Source organism: Taibaiella koreensis, assembly GCF_003545715.1.
Classification (GTDB): domain Bacteria; phylum Bacteroidota; class Bacteroidia; order Chitinophagales; family Chitinophagaceae; genus Taibaiella; species Taibaiella koreensis.
In genome coordinates, this window is record NZ_QVNU01000001.1 from 737,222 (window position 1) to 762,679 (window position 25,458).

General features: G+C 50.7%; 22 protein-coding genes. 11 read left to right on the forward strand and 11 right to left on the reverse strand.

The window, feature by feature from the left end:
- The first annotated feature begins 442 nt into the window (after positions 1-442).
- Entirely contained in the window at positions 443-736 is a 294-nt protein-coding gene (locus DZK30_RS03300; RefSeq protein ID WP_118972641.1) for a hypothetical protein, read from the forward strand.
- A 142-nt stretch (positions 737-878) separates the two neighbouring features.
- Here DZK30_RS03300 and DZK30_RS03305 read toward each other — a convergent pair whose 3' ends face one another.
- From DZK30_RS03305 to DZK30_RS03325, 5 genes are all read right to left on the reverse strand, one after another.
- Positions 879-1,520: a response regulator transcription factor gene (locus DZK30_RS03305; protein WP_118972642.1), complete on the reverse strand. Its 642-nt coding sequence runs from the start codon at positions 1,518-1,520 to the stop codon at positions 879-881.
- 17 nt (positions 1,521-1,537) lie between these two features.
- Positions 1,538-2,332, reverse strand: a complete 795-nt coding sequence (locus tag DZK30_RS03310) for a sensor histidine kinase (protein ID WP_118972643.1) — start codon at positions 2,330-2,332, stop codon at positions 1,538-1,540.
- A gap of 34 nt (positions 2,333-2,366) precedes the next feature.
- Positions 2,367-3,029 (reverse strand): hypothetical protein, encoded by a 663-nt coding sequence (locus tag DZK30_RS03315; protein ID WP_118972644.1) that lies wholly within the window; start codon positions 3,027-3,029, stop codon positions 2,367-2,369.
- A 17-nt stretch (positions 3,030-3,046) separates the two neighbouring features.
- Entirely contained in the window at positions 3,047-3,523 is a 477-nt protein-coding gene (locus tag DZK30_RS03320) for a hypothetical protein (RefSeq protein ID WP_118972645.1), read from the reverse strand.
- 497 nt (positions 3,524-4,020) lie between these two features.
- Positions 4,021-4,941: a DMT family transporter gene (locus DZK30_RS03325; protein ID WP_118972646.1), complete on the reverse strand. Its 921-nt coding sequence runs from the start codon at positions 4,939-4,941 to the stop codon at positions 4,021-4,023.
- A gap of 187 nt (positions 4,942-5,128) precedes the next feature.
- On the opposite strand from DZK30_RS03325, the gene DZK30_RS03330 reads away from it, so the two are divergent.
- The 7 genes from DZK30_RS03330 to DZK30_RS03360 all read left to right on the forward strand — a co-directional run bounded on the left by DZK30_RS03330 (position 5,129) and on the right by DZK30_RS03360 (position 13,565).
- Entirely contained in the window at positions 5,129-5,656 is a 528-nt protein-coding gene (locus tag DZK30_RS03330; RefSeq protein ID WP_118972647.1) for an OmpA family protein, read from the forward strand.
- Positions 5,657-5,821: 165 nt separating this feature from the next.
- Entirely contained in the window at positions 5,822-7,234 is a 1,413-nt protein-coding gene (locus DZK30_RS03335; RefSeq protein ID WP_118972648.1) for a type III PLP-dependent enzyme domain-containing protein, read from the forward strand.
- Between the two features lie 184 nt (positions 7,235-7,418).
- Positions 7,419-8,339 (forward strand): T9SS type A sorting domain-containing protein, encoded by a 921-nt coding sequence (locus tag DZK30_RS03340; protein ID WP_162902804.1) that lies wholly within the window; start codon positions 7,419-7,421, stop codon positions 8,337-8,339.
- A gap of 14 nt (positions 8,340-8,353) precedes the next feature.
- Positions 8,354-9,409 carry a cytochrome-c peroxidase gene (locus DZK30_RS03345; RefSeq protein ID WP_118972650.1) on the forward strand — a complete coding sequence of 352 codons (1,056 nt, stop codon included), beginning with the start codon at positions 8,354-8,356 and terminating at the stop codon, positions 9,407-9,409.
- Between the two features lie 250 nt (positions 9,410-9,659).
- A complete protein-coding gene (locus DZK30_RS03350) occupies positions 9,660-11,882 on the forward strand; it encodes a gliding motility-associated C-terminal domain-containing protein (RefSeq protein WP_162902805.1) in 2,223 nt (740 codons plus the stop codon).
- Between the two features lie 130 nt (positions 11,883-12,012).
- Entirely contained in the window at positions 12,013-12,660 is a 648-nt protein-coding gene (locus DZK30_RS03355) for a toxin-antitoxin system YwqK family antitoxin (RefSeq protein ID WP_118972652.1), read from the forward strand.
- Positions 12,660-13,565, forward strand: coding sequence for an RDD family protein (locus tag DZK30_RS03360; RefSeq protein WP_118972653.1), 906 nt, complete (start codon positions 12,660-12,662; stop codon positions 13,563-13,565). Before DZK30_RS03355 ends, DZK30_RS03360 begins: the two co-directional genes overlap by 1 nt.
- 135 nt (positions 13,566-13,700) lie before the next feature.
- Here the strand turns inward: DZK30_RS03360 and DZK30_RS03365 are convergent, their stop codons facing one another.
- Positions 13,701-15,023, reverse strand: a complete 1,323-nt coding sequence (locus DZK30_RS03365) for a citrate (Si)-synthase, eukaryotic (RefSeq protein ID WP_118972654.1) — start codon at positions 15,021-15,023, stop codon at positions 13,701-13,703.
- 189 nt (positions 15,024-15,212) lie between these two features.
- Between DZK30_RS03365 and DZK30_RS03370 the strand changes: the two genes are divergently transcribed.
- The 3 genes from DZK30_RS03370 to DZK30_RS03380 are packed head-to-tail and all read left to right on the forward strand — an operon-like array spanning position 15,213 to position 16,733.
- Positions 15,213-15,692 carry a GNAT family N-acetyltransferase gene (locus DZK30_RS03370; RefSeq protein WP_118972655.1) on the forward strand — a complete coding sequence of 160 codons (480 nt, stop codon included), beginning with the start codon at positions 15,213-15,215 and terminating at the stop codon, positions 15,690-15,692.
- Positions 15,689-16,159, forward strand: coding sequence for an OsmC family protein (locus DZK30_RS03375; protein WP_118972656.1), 471 nt, complete (start codon positions 15,689-15,691; stop codon positions 16,157-16,159). Before DZK30_RS03370 ends, DZK30_RS03375 begins: the two co-directional genes overlap by 4 nt.
- Before the next feature lies 1 nt (position 16,160).
- Positions 16,161-16,733, forward strand: a complete 573-nt coding sequence (locus DZK30_RS03380; RefSeq protein WP_118972657.1) for a DUF1572 family protein — start codon at positions 16,161-16,163, stop codon at positions 16,731-16,733.
- Here the strand turns inward: DZK30_RS03380 and DZK30_RS03385 are convergent.
- The 5 genes from DZK30_RS03385 to DZK30_RS03405 all read right to left on the reverse strand — a co-directional run bounded on the left by DZK30_RS03385 (position 16,725) and on the right by DZK30_RS03405 (position 25,398).
- Positions 16,725-18,845, reverse strand: coding sequence for a hypothetical protein (locus DZK30_RS03385; protein ID WP_118972658.1), 2,121 nt, complete (start codon positions 18,843-18,845; stop codon positions 16,725-16,727). The genes DZK30_RS03380 and DZK30_RS03385 overlap by 9 nt on opposite strands.
- Positions 18,846-18,856: 11 nt before the next feature.
- Positions 18,857-20,050, reverse strand: coding sequence for a Na+/H+ antiporter NhaA (nhaA, locus tag DZK30_RS03390; RefSeq protein ID WP_118972659.1), 1,194 nt, complete (start codon positions 20,048-20,050; stop codon positions 18,857-18,859).
- Positions 20,051-20,122: 72 nt separating this feature from the next.
- Positions 20,123-22,525, reverse strand: coding sequence for a hypothetical protein (locus DZK30_RS03395; protein WP_118972660.1), 2,403 nt, complete (start codon positions 22,523-22,525; stop codon positions 20,123-20,125).
- Positions 22,512-23,630 (reverse strand): hypothetical protein, encoded by a 1,119-nt coding sequence (locus tag DZK30_RS03400; RefSeq protein WP_162902806.1) that lies wholly within the window; start codon positions 23,628-23,630, stop codon positions 22,512-22,514. Before DZK30_RS03400 ends, DZK30_RS03395 begins: the two co-directional genes overlap by 14 nt.
- A gap of 112 nt (positions 23,631-23,742) precedes the next feature.
- A complete protein-coding gene (locus tag DZK30_RS03405) occupies positions 23,743-25,398 on the reverse strand; it encodes a pyruvate dehydrogenase complex dihydrolipoamide acetyltransferase (RefSeq protein ID WP_118972662.1) in 1,656 nt (551 codons plus the stop codon).
- Positions 25,399-25,458: the final 60 nt, after the last annotated feature.

Here is a 25,458-nt window from a genome sequence, read left to right on the forward strand (position 1 = left end):
CATCGCCGTCATGACGATTGCCGGGTGCGTTCCCACTAATTTTTAGTGATTTTTTTAAGGCGCTCATAAGAAAAAGAAAGGTCTTGCTATCAACAGGAACTGGTGGCCGAGCGAGCAATTATTGCGGGCTTAAACCACCTGGCTTGGGTACAGGGTGGCGTTGATCTGCCTTATCAATCGCTGCAATGTCCTTGATTGCGTTATACGGCTGTTTGATTCCAATGGTCGGTATATTCGTTGCCCGGAAGCACTGCTACCGTGTAAGGGATGTATTGCGGAAGAGAAGTCAGGTTCCCCTATAGTGTGCCCGCTAGCTCGGATAGCAATGAATTACACGCTCCAGGGTTGTCCTGTGGGTCGATGGCCTTCCGTTCCGTATACCTAATTGTTCTTTTGCTGTTATTTATTGATTCCATTCTCCACTTAAAAAATCATCTTTACTATGAAAAAAAAGAATCCGGTGCTGTCTAAAAAACTGCTACTTGGCAAGCACGTGATCTGCAACCTGAAACAAGTTACTGGTGGCGATCTTACAGCTGGTCCCGAATGTATCCAACCCATTACTGCACCGATATCCTGCCATGCCGGCTGTGTAGAGCCTGTAGCTACCGCACAGGGCGGAACCATGTGTGGTACGATGAATCCCTCGCAGGTTTCCTGTGTGGTGGGCCCAGGCTGTGCTTCTGCTGCGGTAGCTTGTTCAGCCGTATCGCTTTGCAAATGCCCCGGTCATTAGGTATGCCGGACAAGGGCTAATGTCTCTAGCAGCAAAGAGGCTGTCTCTTACATTTGACAAGGCAAACATAGGAGACAGCCTCTTCATTTATTTACAAGCAGTCCGGTGGGTCCGAAATGGCTAACCAAACGCGAAGGAAAGGTCACACCTTCACAATGCCGTTCTTGATCGCATACATCACCAATCCTACGCGGGTCTTGAGCTGTAGTTTATCGCACATCTTTTCGCGGTGTCCTTCGATGGTCTTGGGGCTCAGGAACATTTTGTCGGCGATCTCCTTATAGGTGAGTTCGCTGGCCATGTATTGCAGCAACTCCATCTCCCTTTCTGTAAGTCCGGGCGTAGCTTTCTTATCACTTTCGGTATCATTGATCAGCGAGGCGATGTGCCGGGTTACCATAGGGGTATAGTAAAACCCGTTCTGGTGTGTTTCCTGTATGGCGCGGGTAAGCTCGGCGGGTTCTGCATCTTTAAGCAGGTAGCCCCTGGCGCCGCTGCGCAGCATGCGGATGATGCACTCCTCTCCATCGTACATCGATAGGGCAATCACCTTTACCTTAGGCTGATGCGTATGTAGCCAGCGGGTGGCCTCATAGCCATCCATCAGGGGCATATTGATATCCATGAGGATCACATCAGGCACCTTTCCCGATTTAATTTTTTCCTGGAGGTCCAGTCCGTTATCCGCTTCAAACAGAACCTGGAAACCGGGATCGGTCTTGATGAAATTGCTTAATCCGCTACGCAACAATTTATGGTCGTCTACCAGTGCTACTGAGATCATAAAATAAGTTAATGGTTTTAAGAACGCCCATTGTTCAGGCGATCTACTTTGATGGAAACAGAAGTGCCCGATGCGATCGCGCTGTTGATCGTAACCGTACTCTCGATCATGGCAGCCCGATGGCTGATGTTGAGGAGGCCTACACCCTTGGGCGTAAGCGTGGTATCGAAGCCATGTCCGTTGTCGGTAATAGTGATGGTCAATGCTTCGGCGCCGTAGTCCAGCGTAACGCTGATGCATGTGGCGCCGGCATGCTTTACAATATTGTTGAGGCTTTCCTGGACGATGCGGTAGAGGATGAGGCGCCGTTCGGGCGCCAGGAAAAATGGATTGCCTTTTACCGACATCTGCGCTTCGAACTTCCGGGTCCTGCGCAGCATGCCCAGTTCCCTTTCTATGGATTCGGCCAGGTCTTTTTCCTTTACATAATCGGTATTAAGCGTCTTGGAAATATCGCGCAGATCATTAATGGCTGTATTGAGGAGGCTTTTGGTCTGCGAGATGCTTTCGTCGGAGGGGCCCTTGCTGTTGAGCTCGATCACCGACATGTTGAGCTTGGCGAGGCTAAGTACCTGGCCTATATTATCGTGCAATTCCTGGGAAAGGCTGTGGAACGTTTGCTCCTGGGTCTCCAGCTGGGCCTGCATCAATTCCTTTTTGAAATTTTCCTCCAGTAGGGTCTTTTGCTGGGAAAATTCCTGCTGCTTTTTGCGGTAAACGATAATAAGAAAGATCAGCGTAAAGCCGAGGAATAGCAGGATGGCTGACCCGCCCAGTATGGTTATGAGGATATCACTGGCTTGCTGTGACACGATGGCGCTGTTTATGCTACGGGAAATGCCCCTTTCAGGCGCCGATATATAAGCGTGGACTGATCGGAATGGCTTGCTTCCGGTCCCTGCAAAAGGCGACGAGGTATAGGGCGTAAAGGGTCAAATTTAAGGCATAGTTGATCGATTTCAAACTTTGCCACAGCTCAGAGTTAATATGCTCCATATAATTACCCAGACCGAAAAGCAGCATGGTGCCGGGATAAAAAAGAATATTGCCGCAATTGGCCCAGAAGTTACCATCAGATTTGAGGCTATACTGAAGCGGTTTTTGGATGAGCTCGTAAAAAAACAGGCCGCACCACAACGTCATACATACGCCCAGATAAACGCCGTCGAGGTAATTGCGTTCCCTGAAAAAATTGGGATTGACCTGCCAGGTGACGAAAAGCGCCGTGCCAAATACCGTAAGGCCGGCATAAAGAAAGCCCCTTTTTTTCTTGTCCAGCAGCAGGTAATAATAGGCAAACTGGAACAGTAGCTCTACGTTAAGATTGAGGTGCGTAAGCACGCCAGCTGTAGCCTTATCGGTATACTGCCGGAAAAGCTCGATGGTGAAGCCCCAGCAGAGCAGCAGGCACAGCGCTTTCATGGGCGGGCTCAACAGGCGCCAGCGCAGGAACCCCGCGGCCAGGTTGCAGCCGATGAGGAAAATATAAAGGTACCATAGTTGTGTCACGGTGTTGTGGCTTGGGATTAACGGAGTAGGGTGTCCAGGTCGCACATCATCGTGCGGTTGCCCCAGGATTGTTCACCGTAGATGTTGCCGGAAATGTGGCCGGGAAGAATGTTCAGGTCTTTGTCGGCGGCCAGTAGCGAAATGGTCAGCTGGTCTTTGCCATTGGGCGAAGTGTGTATGCCGGGGAAAGCGGCCATATAGCCATCCTGGGGTACGGAATTGAACAGCCTTCTTACCTTATCGCGGTCCATATACACCATCAGCATCTCGTCTTTGGGGTCATCGGCTACAATGCCTTTTCCCGAAGCAATGAGCTTGTCGCGAAGACGCAGGCAATACTCTTTGATATTGGTATACGATTCGCCATCCGGCAAATTATTGTTAGCCTGGAGCTGCAGATCCAGGATATTCTTTACCGTCTGGAAAACGGAAGGGTCCACCTGGCCGGCGAGCAGGGCCAGTACCTGGGCAGCTTGAGAGGAGGTTAGCGCCATTGGAATATTGTTTTATCAGTTTAGAAAGTACAAAAATAAATTTTTGATGTGGAGTTAGCGCAAGGGAATTTTACCCAAAATAAAAAGGGGAATTTTCCCCATGCAGATTCCGGTCATATCCTTTGTCTGCGGCCATATGCCACACTACCTTTGCCTTATCAAAACGAACCAATCCCGATATTCCTGAAAAAAATAAATCACGAACCACCCTCTATAACCCTTCAAGAACCACCCCTACCAGCCCCTATGCCTTGAACCGTAATTAAGCCCCTATAACCCACTTATTACACCGGAGCCCTTAGCCCTAACTCATACCGGTTAATAAGACGCCCAATAGCCATGAAAACGTAAATTGGTTGCGCCCTCAACGGTTTATTTCGGTTAAATGTAAAGAGTCTGTCTCCCCGGCAGGCTCTTTTGCTTTGGATAGCGGCAGTGGGGATGCGCAGCAGCCTGAACGAAGGGCCGGTGTGATGCATGTTTTACCCTGATCGGGATTATGCCGGATCAACGGGACGCCGGCGGCTCTTGCGCACCAGCAGCGCCACCTGTAGCATGAGCGACGTGAAAATGAGCCCCATACCCAGGTAAAAGCCCAAACCCAGCTGGTTGTTTTCCTTAAAGATGAGAAAGGCAAGCATAATACCATATACAGGCTCGAGATTGACCGAAAGCGTTATGGTGAAAGCCGAAAGGTGTTTCAGCGCGCTCATAGCCAACGACTGTCCCCATACCGTGCAGCAATAGCTGAGCAGGAAGATCCACAGGTAATCCCATCCCTGGGGCAGCAGGACTTCGGTGGGTTGGTTTAAGATATAAACGGGCGCCAGCAAGCAAAGGAAAAGGAGACCGGTGCTCATTTCATGAAATACCAGTGTGCGGGGAGGATATTTCTCGGCAAGAGGCTTGTTCAATACCGTAAAGATAGCGCTGATAATGGAGGCGATAACGCCCAATAGTACGCCCAGCTCAAAGTTGGCCATGGGATGAGCGGCATCCTGCTGCTTGGGCTGCAGGGCATAAATACAATAAACGCCGGCCACCGCCATAAAACTAAGCAGTATTTCGACCCGGTTAAAATTACCTTTGTTCAATAAGGGGTCCAGCAGGGCGGTGAATACGCTTGCGGTAGCCAGGCATACCATGGCGATGGAAGCATTGGCATATTTAATGGAAGCGTAAAAGGCCACCCAGTGCACGGCATACATAATGCCGATCCCGATAACACGGCGTAGATCAGGACGAGTAAACCGTACCCACTCTTTCCGTTGGGTTACTATGAGTGCAAGAATAGCGGCGGTAATGATCATCCGGTACCATACCAGTACGGGGGCCGAAAGGGAGATCGCTTTTCCCAGCACCCCGGTAAATCCCCATAACAGCACGGCAAGATGGATCTGGGCAAAGGCACGTTTCATAAAATGGAATGCAAAGTGGCGGTGAGGCTGCGAAATTAGTGGCTTTTTAGAGGCGGTAGCAGATTATTTTTCTATCATGCCCTGATGTTTACATAATATCCTTTTCATGATCCGGTTAAAGAAATGCTTTAGTCATGGAAATGGCATGATTTTTGGTATTAGTTAAAGAAAAGTAAAAATCTGATCAATGAGAAACGCACTTGTCCTGATCTGTATCGCGGCTGCGGCCCTTTCTTTTTCTTCCTGCAGCAAAACAAAGAAGCTGGCCAGGCAGCACAGCGAGCTTGAAGATACGTACCAGACCCTGAAACGGGATATGTCGGAAGCCGAGGTAACCCTGGAAGGTGAGAAAGTAAAGGTAGTGCTTCCTGAAGCAGTACTTTTTAATGTGAATTCTGCCGATATGAATGCCGAATATTTACCCATCCTGGCCAAGATGGCGACCATTCTGAATAAATACGATAAGACCAGTGTGCTCATCACCGGCTATACCGATGTAACCGGGACCGAAAGCTATAACCTGGACCTGTCCAAAAAACGGGCAGAAAGCGCCAAATCGGTACTGGTCAAAAATCAGGTGAACAGTGGCCGCATCTTTACCTGGGGGCTCGGCGATAAAAATCCGGTAGCCGATAATAAAACACTTGAAGGCCGTAAGCAGAACCGCCGGGTGGAATATGTGATCCTCTACGATTATAAGCCATCGAAGGAATAAAGATAGCTTTATTCAACCAGCCCCGGCCGCCCTTGCAGCCGGGGCATTTTAATTGGCCGGCGCGGGTAAAATTTACGGATGATTATCCCAAAGTACTTGTACATTTGCAACGCATTTAAAAAATACGACAATATCTCTTTACATTCTTTTACTGCGGCGTAAAAAATGAACAATACCTACAGCGATCTGGTCGACCAGACTTTTCACTTTCCCCAGGAGGGATTCGACGTGGAAAATAACTATCTCCGCTTTAACGGAGTGGATATTAAGGGGCTTATCGATAAATACGGTACGCCTTTTAAACTGACCTATCTGCCTAAGATAGGTCAGCAGGTGGCTAAAGCAAAAAAGATGTTCAACGATGCCATTAAAAAGCATCGCTACGACGGTAATTATTATTATTGCTACTGCACCAAGAGCTCACATTTTTCGTTTATCGTCGAAGAAACGCTGAAGCAGAATGTTCACCTTGAGACATCATTTGCTTATGATATCGAGATCATCAAGCAGCTGTACAAACGTCGTAAGATCACCAAGGATACTTATATCATCTGCAATGGGTTTAAGACCAAGCCCTACACCCGTAATATTGCCCGGCTCATCAACGACGGATTCAAAAATGTGATTCCCATCCTGGACAATAAGAACGAATTTGACGATTATAAAAAGCTGATCAGGTCGAAGGATCCGGTGAAGATCGGTATCCGCATCGCGGCAGAAGAAGAGCCTGCTTTCGACTTTTATACCTCAAGGCTGGGCATTCGTAGCAGGGACATTCTTGAATTCTATATCGACAAGATCAAGGGTAATAATAAGTTTCAGCTGAAGATGCTGCATTTCTTCATGAATAAAGGCATCAAGGATGATGTATATTACTGGAGCGAGCTCAATAAAGTAGTCAACCTGTATTGCCAGTTGAAGAAAATATGTCCCGAACTGGACAGTGTGAATATCGGCGGTGGCTTTCCCATCAAGCATTCGCTGGGGTTTGAATACGATTATCAGTACATGGCCAACGAGATCGTAGCGACCATTAAAAAGGTTTGCAAGCAGCATAAAGTGCCGGTACCCGATATTTATACCGAGTTCGGATCCTTTACCGTAGGAGAAGCCGGCGCAGTAGTGTACAGCGTGCTCGATGAGAAAATGCAGAACGACCGTGAGATCTGGTACATGATCGACAGCTCCTTCATTACTACCTTGCCCGATACCTGGGGTATTGGTGAAAAATTCCTGATGCTGCCTATCAACCGCTGGGAAGAAGAATACCAGGAGGTGCACCTTGGCGGTCTTACCTGCGACAGTCACGATTTTTATACCTCAGAAGAGCATATCAATGCCGTGTTCCTGCCCAAGGCCAGCAAAGAAAAGAACGATGAGCCGCTTTATATCGGGTTTTTCCATACAGGCGCTTACCAGGACCAGTTGGCCGGCTATGGCGGTATCAAGCATTGCATGATCCCTTCGCCCAAGCATGTAGTGGTAGAATACAATAAGGAAGGGGAACTCGAAGACTGGCTCTATGCCAAAGAACAGTCGCCGCAAAGCATGCTGAAGCTGCTCGGCTATATCAAGTAATTTTATACAACACCAAATTGAAAAGACTGTCTTCCGGGACAGTCTTTTTTGTTATTGTTTAAACCCAGCTATCGCTATAGGGATGTATCATTTTTTCTATAGAAATGTCAGGCAATTGTCATATTTTAATGTCAGTAGTATATCTTGTTTGTATATATTATATTTGTTCATAAATCCTTTTACTATGAAAAAATATCTACTTATTTTATCTGCCTTATTGGCTACCATTACCGCAGTTGCCCAGATGGGCGTACAACAGCAGTATTTTGATGGTGATGAAACTAATCCCGCTTCTGCTATCCGGATCACGATGGATACCAGCGCCGGTAATATCTGGCAGGTAGGGCCACCATCCAAGCAGCATTTTAATGCCGCATTTACCCTGCCCAATGCTTTGGTTACCGATACCATTAATCCCTGTCCCGCCCATAATATCTCGCGGTTTTATTTCAATTACGTGCCGGCTGTAGCATGGGGAGTAATCGCCTTGCGCTGGACGCAGCAGCTGGACCTGGAGCCCGGTCGCGAGGGTGCTATGATCGAATATTCCACGGACAAGGGCGCTACCTGGGAAAATGTATTCAACAACCCGCATGTCTATAATTTTTACGGGTTCAGCAGCAGCAACCGGGATACCTTGCCCGATGGCGCTTTCGTCTTCAGCGGAAGCGATACTCAATGGAAGGACGTCTGGCTCTGTTTTGATATTTCCTGGTTGAACGCCACGACCGATACCTTATGGTTTCGCTACTCGCTCATTACCGATACGGTGGGCCACAACAGGGATGGCTGGATGATCGATAACCTGATGATACACCTCACCGGTCTTCACGCCTCAATACAGGACCCTTATCAAACCCGGTATTTCGATGTTTATCCTAACCCCGTCGATAAGCGAATATACCTTTCCGGCGAAAGGCTGAACCAATTCCATATCATAGAGAATATGCAGCTGATCAACGTGCAGGGCAGGGTTATAAAGCAATGGCAGAAGATTCCGGTGAAATTCTATTTTGATGTGGAGACCTTGCCGGCAGGTACCTACTATCTGCGTATAAAGACCAACGTCAGAACAGAAACTTTCCCTGTCGTGATCCGGCATTGATAATATCGGCAGCGATGAATAAAGTCATCATTACATTGCTGGTCTGCAGCTGCCTGTTGCTGCTTGCTGGAAGGAAAGACGCTCCTGAAGCTTATCGGTTCAGGAGCTTTCCCTTCTTTCCGGCCATGCCGGTCGATAGTACAAACAAGGTTACGGATGCCGGCGCCCGTTTGGGGCGTTACCTGTTTTACGACACAATACTGAGCGCCCGTAAAAATATGTCCTGTGCCTCCTGTCATAAGCAGGCCGTGGCTTTCAGCGATGCATCCCTCCGGTTCAGCAAAGGTTCGGAAGGAGTATTGATGATAAGAAATACGCCTCCGTTGTTTAACCTGGCCTGGTATCCGGCTTTATTCTGGGACGGGCGGGCAGCAAGCATAGAGGCCCAGGTATCGCATCCGCTGACCGCCACGGATGAAATGAACCTTCAATGGCCATTGATAACGGACCGCATCAATAGCAGCGCTTTTTACAGGACCCAATTCAAAACCGTATTCGGAACAGAACGGGCCGATAGCAGCGTTATTGTAAAGGCTATAGGTCAATTCCTGCGCACAATCATTTCGGACCGTTCTCGGTACGATAGTGTGCTAAAGGGTAAACGCCACCTGACCCTGGATGAGACAGACGGGCTCGTGCTCATGAACGATCAAACGAAAGGGGCTTGCCTGCATTGTCATACCACCGATGCCGATGCCCTGGGTACTACCGGCCAATTCAGCAATATAGGTCTTGAACCGCTTGCAGAGGCTGGCTATAACGACAAGGGAAGAGGCGGTATTACCGGGCGCCCGGCAGATAAGGGAAGCTTCAAGATACCTTCGTTGCGCAATATAGCCCTGACCGGTCCTTATATGCATGACGGCAGGTTTGCGACGCTGGAGGCCGTGCTGGATTATTACAGCGATAGCCTGCAATGGCGGCCGGGTGTTGATCCCCGGCTAAGGCCTATACATACGGGCCCCCGGTTATCGCCAGAAGAAAAGAAAAAGATCATTGCCTTCCTTCATACCCTTACTGATTCTGCGTTGATCTCGGATCGGGAGTATGGCGATCCCTTTAAACAATAAAAAGGAAGTAATGATCTATGTAAAGGAGGCAAATCCTTAAGGTCTTTTCGCATTTTTTTCAGCGGAAGTAAAGGGACGAAACATTGCCGCAAGGCATGCCAAAGCGGTTGTCTATAAAAGTGTGATCAATAAAGCCGCCTGAATATATCAGGCGGCTTTATAATAAATTATCCTTTGCATTAATTCGCATACTTTCACTTCAGTTAACATTCCTGGTTTATAAGTTTGAAAGGCTTTTAAACCTATGAGAATGACCTATAAAATACATGCGCTTACATCATTGTTTCTGCTTTGTGCTGTTATCGCCGGCGCGCAACCCGACCACCAGCTGAATGCCAACAAGAAATGGGTCTTCGGCAATCATGCAGGTCTTGACTTTGTACCTGCGACGCCTGCCGGGTTTCCAGTCAATATAGAGGCGGTCGAAGGCACCTCGTCGGTGGCCGACGGTAGCGGGCAGCTGCTGCTATATGCCACGCTCGATACGGTATGGGATCGTAATGGCGCCATTATGCCCAACGGCGGCGGGCTGCTGCCCACGCTGTCGCTGACAGGGCTGGGCTCTATCAGCAGTTGCGACGCGCAATCTTTTATTGTTCCCTTTCCAGGCGATACGAAGAAGTACTATGTGTTTTCGCTAACCAGCTATAGCACATCGACCACCTCTGCCGTGCCGGGCAATGACCCTGCTGCCGGCCGCCTGTATTATTCCGTGGTAGACATGGGGCTCAACGGTGGCCTGGGCGATGTAGTTGCCGGACAAAAGGGGATACAGATCGACTCCCTGCTTTGCGACCGGCTGATCGCCGTCAAAGGTGGCGCCTGCAACATATGGGTAGTGGCCATGCGCAACGACGGCAGCGCGATCCATGCCTTCGAGATCGGCACGGCCGGCATCAATATCCATCCGGTAGTATCGCTTTGCAGCAATATGGTAGGCACGTTGGACATCAGTCCCCTGTTTCAGCTCAACAGCGGCTGCATGCGCGTCTCACCCGACAACAAAACCCTGGCAATAAGCCTTAGTGGTGTGGCAGCAGAACTCGTTCTTTCTCCTTTCGCGCTTAATCTTTATGGAGGAAGCTTCCAGCTTTACGACTTTGACAATGTCACGGGTGCAGCAGGTAACCAGCGTACGGTGCTCCCACCGCCCAGTACCATGCTGAGCTTTGACCAGCAGGTCTACAATGTCTGTTTTTCACCGGACAATACCAAGCTGTACCTGACGCATGGTTTGCTACTCGGCCTGGGACTTAGCCAGTACGATATTACCTCCGGTGTGCCGGGCACTATAGCGGCTTCGGCGGTTGAGCTCAATAGCAGCACGATCGGCTGGGGCAGTGGCCTTCGCCTGGGCCCCGACGATAAGGTATATGTTTCCGGTACCGATATGTCGTTGCTGGGCCTGATACCGGCCAGCACTCTGCACCGGATCGAATCGCCCAACCTGGCGGGAGCAGCAGCCAACCTGGTGCTGAATGCGGTAACCCTGGCTCCGGGTTCCATTGCCGCCTTCGGTCTGGGTAATCCGGTGCCGGGGCTGCCTCCTGTCGATACCACATTCAATACGCATAATGTAGCAGTATGCGCTCCCGAAACAACGGCGGACCTTTCCGTGCCCCAGGATCCGGCCTACACTTACCTATGGGACGATGGCAGCACGGGTAATACCCGCACCGTTCCTGCCCCGGGCACTTATTGGGTGATGTACGGCCCTGTTTGTCCCAAGATATTCGATACGTTCAAAGTAGAAGCCGTAGATGTCCGGTTTCACCTGGGATCCGATACGATTATCTGCACCGCCGGCTTTGCCTATGTGCTGGATCCCGGTGTACAAGGCGCCAGCTATGTATGGCAGGACGGCAGCACCGATCCTGTATATACCGCCACGAAAGAAGGTCAGTACTATGCCGTGGTAAGCCAATCGGGTTGCACAGCCAGCGATACTGTGAATATCACGGTCACCGATCTCAAGCAGGACCTGGGCAAAGATACTGTGGTATGCCAGCGGCAACCGTTTGCAATATCCCTCAACGCTGCTGTGCCACCGGGCGCTTCGGTCCAATGGAGTACAGGTAGTACCGATCCGGGCATTGTTGTTACCCATACGGGAAAATACAGTGTAAGGGTGACCAAAGACGGTTGTGAAGGCCTGGACGACTATATCGTTAACGATGAAATGTGTGATTGCATTGCCGGTATGCCCAATGCTTTTTCACCGAACGGCGATGGGCTCAACGATGTATTCGCACCGGTTATCGAGGCGCAATGCAAAGTCGCCGGTTATTTGTTCAATGTCTTCAACCGTTGGGGCGAGCTGGTGTTCAGCACCACTGTGCCCGGGGCCGGTTGGGATGGCACACATAAAGGAAGTCCGGCGGCCTCCGGCAATTATATGTTTACCATTGCGTACGAAAAGGGAACGCAGCATCATAGCTATGTGCTGAAAGGAGACGTCACACTTATCCGGTAGCAAGAGGGTCATTCCAAAATTATGGTTCAGGCCTGTTTACATTCCGGATTGCCCGGTGTGACAGGCTTGGAACCTTTTTGGGACAAGCCCAAACTTTTGCAAGGCTGTACAGATTAGCTATATTTACCGCATGAAGCACCTGTACACCACCCTGGCCCTTTGCCTGCTCGCCACTTTGGCCTTTGCCCAAAAAACAGAGCCTTTGTATGAAGCTTACTTCTCGCATCCTGACGATATGGTACAGGACGAGAATGGCGGTTATCATTTCAAAGCCGGCTCCCTTGTTGTCTCAATGAGCGACGATGGTTATTATAAGCTGATGAGCGCCGACGGTACATTGCTGGAAGAAGGCGATACCGACGAAGGCGACAACGATTTTCAACGCCATGGCAAATGGATCGAATATTATTCTTCGGGTAAAATGAAAGCCAGTGGCAGCTATTATCACAACCAGCCCTACGGGCACTGGCAGTTGTTCAGCGAGCAGGGCAACCTGTCTTCGGAATACGATATTATAGTCATTGCCGCTGAAGATGGCGTTAATGCCTATTGTAAAGCCGGTACAGAGCTGCTGTACCACGATAATGGCAAGGTAAAAGAAGAGCGGTTCTTTAAAGCTGAGCCTTACAATGGTGAAGACCGGGTGATGGTGGAAGACCCGGAAACAGGAAAGAAAGCCTGGAAAAAGATCGCCGTGAAAGCCTATCGCTCCAGGCCTTTCGGTACCTGGAACTATTACACACCCGAAGGTAAGGTGGAAAAGCGGGAGGACAAATAATGACACAGCCTGTTGCGTGGAACACACCCAGGAAAGTGACCATAGGGATCCGGTTGGCGGCTATGTTGCTGGATCACTTTTTGATGACTGCGGTTTTGGCAATCCCCTTGCTCATGATCATAGCCTCTAAGTTTTCGCAGCTCTTCTCCGGTTCTGTTGGAGTAGGCAATAAGCTCTGGGGGAGCTGGTCTTATCTGATCTGTACGGTCATGGCGGTCTATTGCTGTAAAGACAGCTTTAATGGTCGCAGCCCTGCCAAACGCTTGTTGAAATTGCAGGTAGTCGATCACAAGTCCGGTCTTGCTGCTACTCCGTTACAATGCATGGTGCGCAATTTGTTTATTTTGGTTTGGCCGGTAGAAGTGATTGTGACCCTGGTCAATCCTTCGCGCAGGATCGGCGACCGTGTAGCCGGTACTCATATCGTATATTATGACCCGCAAACAGCTGTGCCGGCAAAGGCTCAATGGGTTAAGGTGGTGCTGGCCTTTCTTATCTCTGTCGCGGTTGTGACTCTGTGGTGTAAAATAACCTTATGGCCTTTGCACCGGTTGAGCGATGCTGGCACAGTGCATTACGTGGCCGGTACGTATAATGAAGCGGAAAGTAAAAAGCTTGAACAGATTTTCAGGGAGCAGTTGGGTGATTATCTTGAGCCTGCTGTCAAGATCTACGATAGCATTCAGGGCGCGCCTTTGAAATATATAGAGATCGATTGCCGGGTGAAGGCTCGTTTTGATGAACATCCTGAGCAAAGAGATGTTCTGTTGCAAACGCTCTACAAGCACTATCCCATCAGCACTTTTAGTGGCAATCTTCGTTTTGTATACAAGGCTCCGATGCAACTGCATACTGCTGTCGAGAGCATTGGGGTTTCTCCATTCGGGATCATGCAAGAACGCTAATAAAACAGCTTGAAGGAAAACAAACAGTCTCTATAAGAAACAGAGTTAAAGACGTTAGAAAGCATCAGACGAGACAAATAAAAAACCAGAACACCGCAACGGTGTTCTGGTTTTTTATAGAGATAAACTTATCGCTTATTCTGTATCTACGGCTTCGCCTACTACCAGCTTCTTCAGGTATTCGGTCGTAACAGACTTCGGACGCTCCAGGGGTAAGCCCAGCGCCCTGTCCCAGCAGAGGCTTGCCAGCACACCCAGCGCACGGCTCACACCAAACAGCACGGTGTAGAAATCTTCTTCTATAAGGCCGTAGTGCTTCAGCAGCGCGCCGCTGTGGGCATCCACGTTAGGCCATGGATTTTTGATCTTACCAGTGCTTTCAAGAATAGCAGGCGCTACTTCGTACACGTTCCAAACGGTCTGTACCAGCGGATCATCGGGACAATGGGTCTTGCCAAACTCCATCTGGGCAGTAAAGCGGGGATCGGTCTTGCGCAGCACGGCATGTCCGTAACCGGGCACCACCTTGCCTTCGCTCAGGGTCTTCTTGATATATTCGGCAATCTGCTCTTTAGTAGGCGACTGGGTATCCAGCGCCTGCTGCATCTCTTCTATCCAGCGAATCACTTCCTGGTTGGCCAGGCCGTGAAGCGGGCCTGCCAGGCCGTTGAGGCCGGCTGCAAACGACAGGTAAGGATCGCTGAGCGCGGAGCCTACAAGATGTGTGGTATGAGCCGATACATTGCCGCCTTCGTGGTCGGCATGGATCGTCATGTACAAGCGCATCAATGCCCAGAACCCTTTATCTTCAAAGCCCAGCATATGCGCAAAGTTGCCTGCCCAGTCGAGCATGCCATTAGGCTGGATATGGTCGCCGCCTTTGTACTTGCGGCGATAGATATAAGCAGCTACGCGGGGAAGGCGTGCGATCAGGTTCATGGTATCTTCATACACGAAGTTCCAATGGTCTTTTTTGCTGATACCTTTGGCATACTCCTTGGCAAAGATGGATTCACGCTGCAGCGCCATAACACCAATACTGAATTGGGTCATAGGATGCGTATTGACGGGAAGCGCTTCAATAACATCAAAAACATAGTTGGGTACATGCGAGCGGCGCGCCCATACTGCCGAAAGATGATCCACATCTTCCTTGTTCGGCAATTCGCCCAGCAGCATTAGATGGAACAGGCCTTCGGGCAGAGGTTCGGTACCGCCTTCTGCTTTGGGCAAGTGCTCGCGCAGCTCAGGAATGGAATAACCCCTGAAGCGGATACCCTCGTTGGAATCCAGCAAAGAAGTCTCGGTAATGAGACCAGTCATGCCACGCATACCCTGGTACACCTGGGCGACGGTAATTTCTCCTATCTTGTAATCACCGTGCTCTGCGATCATCTTTTTAATGTCGCCATTCAACGCGTCGGCTTTCTCCTTGAATAGGTCCTTAATATAACCCATAATATAAACGGAAATTTTGAGTAAGAAAAAAATTGAACGAGCACAAAGATAACAATTTGGCCGGAACCAAGGGGGAGCCGCAACCGATAATTTGATTTATTTTACTATTAATTATTGATAATTGTCATTGCTATCCGGGAAATATTTTTTATGCTACTATTTGCTCATCGATCAGCGTTACATTTGTGTATGACAACGCCCGGCGAGCCTCTTTTCGACAACTTTTCTTTTGGCGATTATCTTTTTTCTGCTGAGAAAAGCAGGATTGATATGACGGCCATCCATGCCTTTCTCGACAAGGAAAGTTACTGGGCCAGGGGCATTCCTTATGAAACGGTAGTGCGGGCAATACAGGGCTCTGTCTGCATCGGTATATATGACCCGGAAGGACAGTTAGCCGGCTTCGGCCGTATGATCACCGACCGGGCGACCTTTGCCTACCTTGCCGATATTTTTGTACTGAAAACACACCGTGGAAAAGGGCTTTCCAAAGAGCTGATGAAGGTGTTCTGCCAGCTTGCCGACCGGTTCGGACTCAGGCGCTTCCTGCTCACCACACAAGATGCGCATGATCTTTACCGCCGCTCGGGCTTCGAGTTGTTCCCTTATCCCGAACGGCTGATGAGCAGGCCCGGCCTGAGCTATCAACATAATCCCGAACGACAATGAGCCAGCTGCATCACTACAAGACAACGATCGAATGGACCGGCAATAAAGGTACCGGCACCTCGGGCTATACAGCCTATGAAAGAAGCCATAGCATACGTGTCGACGGCAAAGCAGACATCGCTGCGTCTTCCGACAAGGCTTTCAGGGGCGATGCCGCCAGGCACAATCCCGAAGACCTTTTCCTGGCTTCGCTGGCATCCTGTCATATGCTCTGGTACCTGCACCTGTGCGCCGATGCGGGGGTGATCGTAGAAAGCTATACTGATGAAGCCAGGGGTACTATGGAAACCCAATCCGGTGGCAGCGGTCGCTTTACCGAAGTGGTGCTTTCGCCGCGTATCACTATAAGCCACTCCGATATGCTGGACCAGGCTTACCGCTTGCATCATAAGGCTCATGAGATGTGCTTCCTGGCCAATTCCGTCAACTTTGAAATACTGATACAACCCAAAATAAAATCCAGCTAGTATGAACGCATCTGAAAACTTCCTGGCCATCGGCAGCAAGATGTTTGCCTACTACAAAGGCCTCGCCGATAAAGCTATCGCTACACTCGGTGAAGAAGAGATCCATTGGCGTGCCAATGAGACCTCAAATAGTATCGCGATTATCGTACATCATATGTCGGGCAATATGCTATCCCGCTTTACCGATTTCCTGACCACCGATGGCGAGAAAACGTGGCGGGACCGTGATGCGGAATTTACCGATACCTATGCTTCCAAAGAAGAGATGCTGGCGGCCTGGGAGAAAGGCTGGGCCTGCCTGAGCGCAACACTGGAAGGATTGACAGCAGCGGATATGGCCGCTATCGTTTATATCCGTAACGAAGGGCATACCGTATTGGAAGCGCTTACCCGGCAGGTGGCACATTATGCTTATCATTCGGGGCAGATCGTATACCTGGCCAAAATGATCCGGGACAAGGACTGGCAGTCGCTGTCGATCGCCAGAGGGCAGTCTACGGCCTACAACCAGGAAAAATTTGACCAGGAAAAAGATCGGCGCTTCTTTACTGATGGTAAGACTGCCTCATCTTGATTGCTGAGGACTCCAGCTGTAAAAGTAGACGCCGTTGAGGCTATCTATAGGCTGCAGATGGTTTCGTTCTACAATCTGATTGGCCTGCCAGTAAGCTTCGCTTTTGGCCGGCTCGGTCTTGCTGTCGGGAACGGCGGCGGTCTGGGTCGAGTCGCGGAGATATTGCCTGTGCACCGCCAGCAAAACCGGTTTGGCATTCAGCCGGGCACGCAAAGCCGGGCTGCAGCTATCGCGGCTTACAAGCATCAGGAAGTCTCGGGAAAAGACCGGTGGCGTGCGGCTCATCTTGCAGCTCATCAGGGGCAGGCCGCTGTAATATTGCAACTGAAAGCTGAACAGGCTTACCTCGTGAATGTCGTTCAGGGTTACAGAATAATCTTCCGATCCGGCGTTGTAATAGGGTATTGGGAGTATGGCCTGGTATCGATCGAAGGGAATGCGCAGCGAGCGGAATCCGGCCATTTCTTTTTCGCTGAAAACAGAAGGATCATTGGCCGATCCGTGCAACCTGGCGCCATAGTCGATCATTTCCGCACCACCCAGCAGCAATACGCTGCTAACGATAAACAAGCGCGCATAGCGGTTCACTTTCCGGAATACCCAGGCAAGGGTATAGATCACCCATATATAAAAGGTCCAGTAAAAGGGCCATGCCAGCCGTGTTATGCTGCGGAACTGCTCTACCATACGGGTAAGCTTATGCAGGTAGGTTACCGGATTGGCATAGTTCCGTACATAAGGGACATGATAGTGCCCGAACATGAGATACAGCACCACAGCGCTGATCAGGTAAAAGGTTGCTATTTTGCCAGCCTTTTGTCCTTTAGTCTCAGATAAGGGTGCATGCAGGGGGCTTCCGGGACGGAGCATGCGTACCACAGCGTAGCCGCAGACCACACAAAGAAGCAATACAGGTACCCCTTCCGCAACTGAAAATTCTATAGGTATACGAAAGGGTAAGGTAAGCTTCAGTCCCTCCTCCAGGGGATAATAATTTTCGCCGAAAGACATGGAAAGCAGCAACAGTCCCGAGAAGAAAATACCAAAGGTGAGCGGCTGCCGGAAGAACTCCTTCTGGCTTTCCATGATCATCAGCCGGAAAGGCCTGTAAAACACACTGATCAGGAACAGCAAGGCCAGTGTATATAAACCCGTATTACCCAGATAAGCCATCAACTCGATACCATCGGCATTTTTATTGATCCACAAAGGAAAAAACAGCCGTTGAAAGGAATAATGGGTGAACAACAGCGAAAAATTGGTCTTCTGTTCCATCCAGTCGTAACCCATGGCATAGGGTTGCCGTTGGTTGAAATAACCATCAGTTAGCTTCATCGTACCCCAGGCCATTGCCGCAGTAAGCGCAAGCATGGCCACAGAGCTGAGCATAGCGATGCGGCCAGAACGGCTGCGTAGCTTGAGCAGGCCGGAAAAGAAAAGCATACCCGCCAGGAACACAGGAATAATGATAAAATAATAGCCATGGGCCAGGAAGCCGCAAAAGCCAAAAAAGCTCATGAGCAAGGCGATAAATGCCTGCTTTCGTGTACGGCCTTCAGCGCCTTGCCACCACAGGAACAGGGCAATTGCGGTCAGGCAAAAAGAGGTTAGCGACAGGTTGTAATGGCCGGAGATGCGCATCAGCTGAAAATTGGTCCAGGGCAGTATGAGCGCCATAAGCCAGGACAGGAGCGCGTTCCCGGTCAGTCGCCTGAAGATGAAGAAGGCCAGCAGCCCGCATATGAGGATATTGACGAGGATGAAATAGTTAAAGAAAGCTACCGTATGATCCGACAGGTCCCATATATGGTGACAGAACCAGCGGAACGGAATAGCGAAGAGCGGCGTATTGTCCGCAGCGTACACATAGTCGCCGAAAGGATAGCTGAAGCTATTGTACTTGAATATCCCTTCCGGTCCGATGGGCTCTTTCACATAGCTGACGAGGGTGTAGTTATTCTTCAGACCGTCGCCTGCTACGGTCAGCATGTACTCGTCCGGGTGGAACATATGCCCGGGGAATACCAGGCAAAGCATCAGGAAATGAAATAAGGCAATGGAGCCATAAGCAAGCCGGTTTCGGCGCCCTGGATTAGGAAATACTTTTTTCATTCGGGACAGGCTTATTCCGGATATTTTTTGGCTGACGAAGATGCAACGCTTTTCCGGTATAAAAAAACATATCCGGTAATTCCCGATACCATCGAGGCGATCAATATACCCAGTTTAGCCGTCGTTTGCACCATGTGCTCGTCAAAAGCCAGCATGGCAATAAAGATGGACATGGTAAAGCCGATGCCGGCCAATAGTCCCATGCCCAGGATATGCCGCCAGTCGAGGTCTGCGGGAAGGCTTGCCAGGCGCAGCTTTACGGCCAGGTAACTGAATAGGGTAATGCCCAGCGGCTTGCCCAGGATAAGGCCTGCAAGAATGCCATAATTGACCGGTGACTGAAGCAATGCCCCGGTATTACCGGGAAATCGGATGGCTGTATTGGCGAGGGCAAATAAAGGAAGAATAAAGAAATTAACGGGAACATGCAGGCGATGTTCCAGCCGTGTTATGGACTTGATCGGTAGGGCAAAGGCCAACAGCACGCCCGCCAGGGTAGCATGTACGCCGGAATTGAACAAGCAATACCAAAGGGCAATACCCAATACAAAATAAGGTAAGTGCAAGCGTAGCCGCAACCGGTTCATCAGCAGCAGGACAGCAAAGATGCCACCGGCGCCAAGCAGATAGCCCATGTGGATCGTGTCGGTATAAAACAGGGCGATAGCCACAATGGCGCCAAGATCATCGATAATGGCGAGCGCGGTTAGCAGTACCTTGAGCTGCAGCGGCGCCCTGCTGCCCAGCAAGGAAAGGATACCGAGCGAAAAGGCGATATCTGTAGCCATAGGCACGCCCCAGCCGCCGGCATAGCCCGAGTCCGTATTGCAAGCCGCATACAGGCATGCCGGAAGCAACATACCACCCAATGCGGCAATAACGGGCAGGCCTGCCTTTCGCCGGTCGTTCAGCTCGCCTTGCAGCAACTCTCTTCTGATCTCCATACCTACCAGGAGAAAGAACAGGGCCATCAGTCCGTCGTTGATCATGTGCACGAGGCTATGCGGCAAATGCAGCGGGGCAGGCAGGAAGGTTCGCTCTTTTTCCCAAAAGCCAATGAAACCGTTGCCGGCGCTGGTATTGCTCCATACCAGCGCGATGAGGGTACAGGCCATCAGGGTAATGCCCACTGCCCGGCTATCCTGTATAAAGGCATTGAGCGGGGAAAGGAGTCGGCGCCGGAGTGTATAGGTCAGCTTGTTCATGCAGGCAATTGGTATTGATCAGCCCGGCAAATTTCGGGTTTTTATCCCGGCCTGTGTTCATGCCAGTGACAATCAGTTGAAATAAGGACAATACATCTGCGCATCGTTCACGGCCTGGGTACGCCCATAGCTGCGCAGGGCCTGGCTCCGGTAACCGGAAGTAAAGTGCTCCTGGTTGTCCGTGCCACTATTGTTATATGCATGCGCCTGCTCATCGCAAAGGCTGAGCATCAGCAGTGCTGCCGCTCTTTTTTCCCGGTTACGGCTCAGCGCCAATACTCTTTTATATTGCGCTATAGCTTCCTCGCATTCATAATAATCGGCGCCGTACCGTTGGTTATTGGGATAAAAAGCAAAATAAGCAAAGCTGCCTACTGCTCCTTTGCCCTCGCGCGACGACCAGCCATAGCTCATCATCATCCAGGCCTTGCCATAATAGGTCATGCTGTATTGCGCATTGCCCAGGCGGTAATAATAAGCCGCCAGCCGTTCGGGGTTGCGTTCCCTGGCGATGCTGTCCTGCAGCATTACCAGGTCGGCCGCGATCAGGCGTTTGCTATTCATCGCATAGCGTGGCGCAGCAACGGTGTCCCATGGCGCTACCGTACCCAGCCAGGCGATGCTGCTCAAGGGCAGGTAATGCTTGTATTCGTAAAAGCCTTCCCAAAAGCGCGGGTCCATGCTGCTAAATACAGTCAATGCTTCCTTGTACTGCTTGCGGCGCATGAGCAGCGTGCCTTTCAGGTCTTTGTAAAAATCGTCGCCGGCCCAGCTGCCAGGGTAGATCAACCGTTCCCAATCGTTGCGGGGCAGGCGATGTTTATAGGCCAGCACGCTATCGATATCTTCCGGAGCCGCCTCCCTGTCCCACCAGGCTATATAACGGTAGTACGCACCCTCCGGGCTAATATAAGGGCTGCCGTCATAAATATTGAGTGTCAGGTTGGCCTTATTGTACAGCAGCCCGGCGGTAACCTGGTCGCCCTTTTGGTGGAATCGCCGACTCAATAGCAGCAGCAGCTCGCCCAGATCGTCGTTGCGTTCCATGGTCGCATCCTCACTGGCATACCAATCATAATAATCTTCATTCTTCCTTACCGTATCCATCGCCGGGTTCAGGGCTTTCAGGCGAAGGATATTGGCCGCCAGCTGTTGCCGTAATGCGGGTTGGAGCACATCGCCCACATAAGCCAGGGCAATGCTTTTGTCTATCAGGCGCTGGATCTCCATAGCGGTATCGGCAAAAGGCGGCATGTCCTGATGGCGCATCAGGGCCGTTGCATAATGGCCTTGTATATTGTCAAGGTGCGCCAGGGCCAGCAACAGTTTTTGGCGGTCCGCTTCCCGGGGCTGCATACGTTCTGTAAGGAAATCCTTAAGATCGGCCAGGTATTGTTTGTCCTTTTGCTGATTCTTTATCGCGTAACGCTCATATGAGCCATCCCACCAGAGGCTGTCCGGAAATAAACGATGGAATACGTTTTCCTGTATCGCCGAAGGGAATTGCAGCACTTCCGGCGACCATAGCCAATCCTCCACCTTGTTGATCTCACGGCCGATAAGCAGGAACAGGTAAGGTGATTCGGGATCTGCCGCACGGATCTCCCTCAGCAGGTCCAGCGCCCTTCCCGGCGTCTTCAGGGCCCGCATGATACGGATCAGCTGCAGGGTCTCTTTATCGGTTGCTACCGCCTGTAAGGAATCCAGGTCGGAACGGCTGATATGGTTATAGCAGAAGACTTTCTTTTCCTCCGAGAGATCGAAGGACTGTAGCAGCGACCGGGTACGTGCCGTCCCTTCCTGCGACATGCCGTAATACAGCAAGGCCCAGCCTTTAAGCAAGGACTTGCTGTGCGCCAGGTATTGTATAAAATACCATTTTACCGAATCGGCCTCCGGGATATAGTAGGCGGCTTTAATGGCCTGGAAGGCATAGCGTTCCCGGAGAAAAGGATCTCTTGCGCTACGGCAACGGGCGGCTGCCGCGTCAGCAACCTCTATCAGGAGCGCACCGTCCGGGTCTTCGTTACTGGTATTCCAGGGATCAGCCGGTTTGAATTGCGCAAACTCGAAGCGTTTCGCCAGCGTCATATATTCCATAGCCGCTTTATGCCGTCGCAGCCATTGGAAAAAAGTATTGTCTTTAAGGCTGCCGCCATCCTTCACCGTACAGGCATAGAAGAAGGCATCGGGATCGACCAGGTACTGTAGTGTATAGATATCGCCCATCTTTACCTTTCCACCGGTATAAGCCAGCCATTCGGCGCAGTTACGCTGGTAATCTTTACCCGCAGGATCAGGCGAATAGCTGTTCAGGAAACGTTCGGAATAATAAAAGGGCTCTAAAGAGGGGCCGCTGCCGATGTCGGGTCTGAACAGGGCGAAGCGACCTTCGTCCAGGTACAGGGAAGGTCCGCAGGCCAGGCTGGCAAAGGCCAGGCATATGAGCAGCAGGGCAAGGCTAGAACGTAGCATAGATCTTCCTTATGGTGTTGTCGTAAGTATTCAGGAGGCGGGTATCCCAATGGAAAAAACTGATCCGGCGCAAGCCTTTTACCTGCTGTTGTAGCAGCTGCGCTGCTTCTTCCAGTGCGGCCGGTTCGGGCATTTCCTTTCGTAGCACATCGCCTTCACGCAGGTAATGATTCCCTATGGTATAGTCTTCATGTAGCAGGTAACCGTTGCCACTATTGCCGAAATGATCCCGGAGATCATTGTCGCCCAGCTCTGCAGGATAAATGATGCCCTTCAGGGTATTGCCCCGGAACCAGGCGTACCAGCCAAATACGGGTAGGGCGGCATCCAGGGGGAGCGGGTATTGCTTATCCGTCAGGTATTGCTTCATGGTCGCCAGGTCGAACACGGAATTCCGAGCACGGCTGTTGTCTACCCGGTCCATATTGTAGCACATCAGCATGCCGCGATCAACCGGCGGTACGCCCATTTTGCCCGGGTATTTGTAGGGAAAAAGACGGATGGTAGCGGATATCGCGAAGCCGGGAAATTGTTTCTTCAGGCTGCGCAGGAAGCGGAAGTAGCGATCCCTTGTCTTTACCGTCCAATCGCAATCGATCTGTATTTCTTCCGGGGACCTTGCCAGGGAGTCTCTTAAGCGACTACGCAGCGAATCCTCGTTGTATACTTGCCCCGCCACGTATGGAGGCCTTACTTTGTCGGCAACCGTAGTTAGATAAGCCTCATTGATCGCTTTTGTTTTTTCATCCACGATCGCCTTCAGCTTCAGCGCCAGGCTGTCGTCGCACCAGCGGTCGCTGATCCGTTCAAACACTCTGTTGGTAATAAAGATCACCGGCGTATAGCGAGGGGCCATAGCTGATGGCAACGAAGCGGCATAACCAAGGCCGCTCGAAGGCACCGGTATCTGCATCTGCTCGCTCCAGTCCACATCCAGGTAGCGTACATAAAAATGCGTGATACCAAAAGAAGTTGCCAGCGAGTCACTGAGCGTATTGCTCATATCGCTTTCATAATGGTTCTTCCAGTAATAAAAAGAACGTTCTGCAGCCTGCTGACGGCAGGATAACAAGAGCAATAGGCAAAGCACGGGGAGCGCGCGCATAGGAGGGAGCATAGGGTAGGGTCGTGCGGCCTGCTGTGGCCGTGCTGTATAAAATTAAAAAGAACGCCGGCACAACCGACGTTCTTTTGAGATATATTTTTTTTCTTATTGCTTATACCAGCATGGTCACCGGGTTTTCCAGGTAGGCCTTCAGCGTTTGCATAAAGGCCGCGCCCACAGCACCGTCTACCACACGGTGATCACAGCTCAAAGTCAGCTTCAGCAGGTTGCGTACAACCACCTGGCCATTCTCCACCACCGGTGCGGCTTCGATCTTGCCAATGGCCAGGATGCAGGCGTCGGGCGGGTTAATGATAGCTGTGAACTCATCGATATCCATCATACCCAGGTTGGACACGGTAAAGGTATTGCCGGTAAACTCCTGGGGCTGCAGCTTGCGGTTGCGTGCCTTCTTGATCAGGTCGGCAGCTTCGGCCGATATCTGGGACAGGGATTTCTGATCGGCAAATTTAATTACCGGTACAATGAGCCCGTCTTCGATGGCTACTGCGGTACCGACGCTGATATGATGATTTTCACGGATGAAGTCGCCCATCCAGCTGCTGTTCACGGCCGGATGCTTGCGCAGCGCCATGGCGCAGGCTTTAATGATATAGTCATTGAAAGAGATCTTCACCGGCGATACCTCATTCATGGCTTTACGCGCTTCAATGGCATTGTCCATGTTGATGGTCATACGCAGGTAGAAGTGCGGTGCGCTGAACTTGCTTTCGCTCAGGCGGCGTGCCACCACCGCGCGCATTTGCGACAGCGGCCTATCGGTATGGCTTTCCTGTCCGGCCGGAGCAGCAACCACACCGGAAGCGGCAGTTGCCGCAGGTTGGGCAGCCGGTTTGGGCTTAAAGTTGTCAATATCCCGCTTAATGATACGGCCGCCTTCACCGCTGCCTTCTAGTTCACTGAGTGTAATCCCTTTTTCCTTGGCCATTTTACGGGCCAGGGGCGATATTTTTAGCCGGTCGTCATCTTGCGTCTGCTCAAATCCAGCCGTAGCATGGCTTTGCGTACTTTCTTTCTGCGGAGCGGCCTGGCCGGCTTCCTCTTTTTTATCATTACCGGCTGCTGGTTGTTCTTCAGCGCCATCGTCCTCAAGGTAAGGGGTAATGTCGGTGCCTTCTTTTCCTACGATAGCGATAATGTCGTTTATTTTCGCGGCCTGTCCGGCCTCCACGCCTATATACAGCAAGGTACCGTCGGCATAGCCCATTACCTCCATGGTGGCCTTATCGGTCTCCACTTCGGCCAGCACATCATCCGATTTCACTTTATCGCCTTTATTCTTCAGCCAGCTCACGATCTTGCCTTCCTTCATGGTATCGCTCAACAGCGGCATGCGGACTACCGTGGCATCGCCCGGTTTGGGTTTGGCTGTTTTTTTAGCCTCGGCTTTTGGGGCTTCGGCAGCTTCTTTCTTCGGTTCTTCCTTAGGCGTTTCTTTCTTGTTGTCTTTTTGCTCAGGAGCAACGTCGCCTTTACTTTCTTTTTCCAGCAAGGCTTTGTAATCTTCCCCTTCTTTACCCACGATGGCAATAATACCGTTCACCGGGGCCGCTTTCCCTTTTTCCACGCCGATATAAAGCAAGGTGCCTTCTACATAAGGCATTACTTCCATTGTGGCTTTGTCTGTTTCCACTTCGGCAATAACGTCGTCTGATTTTACCTTGTCACCCACTTTCTTATGCCACTCAGCGATCACGCCTTCCTTCATCGTGTCGCTCAGGAGCGGCATACGGATTACTTCAGCCATAGTTTGTTTATTGTCAGTTTTTTTGAACGCTCAAAAATAGTTATTTTGAACTGAAAAAAA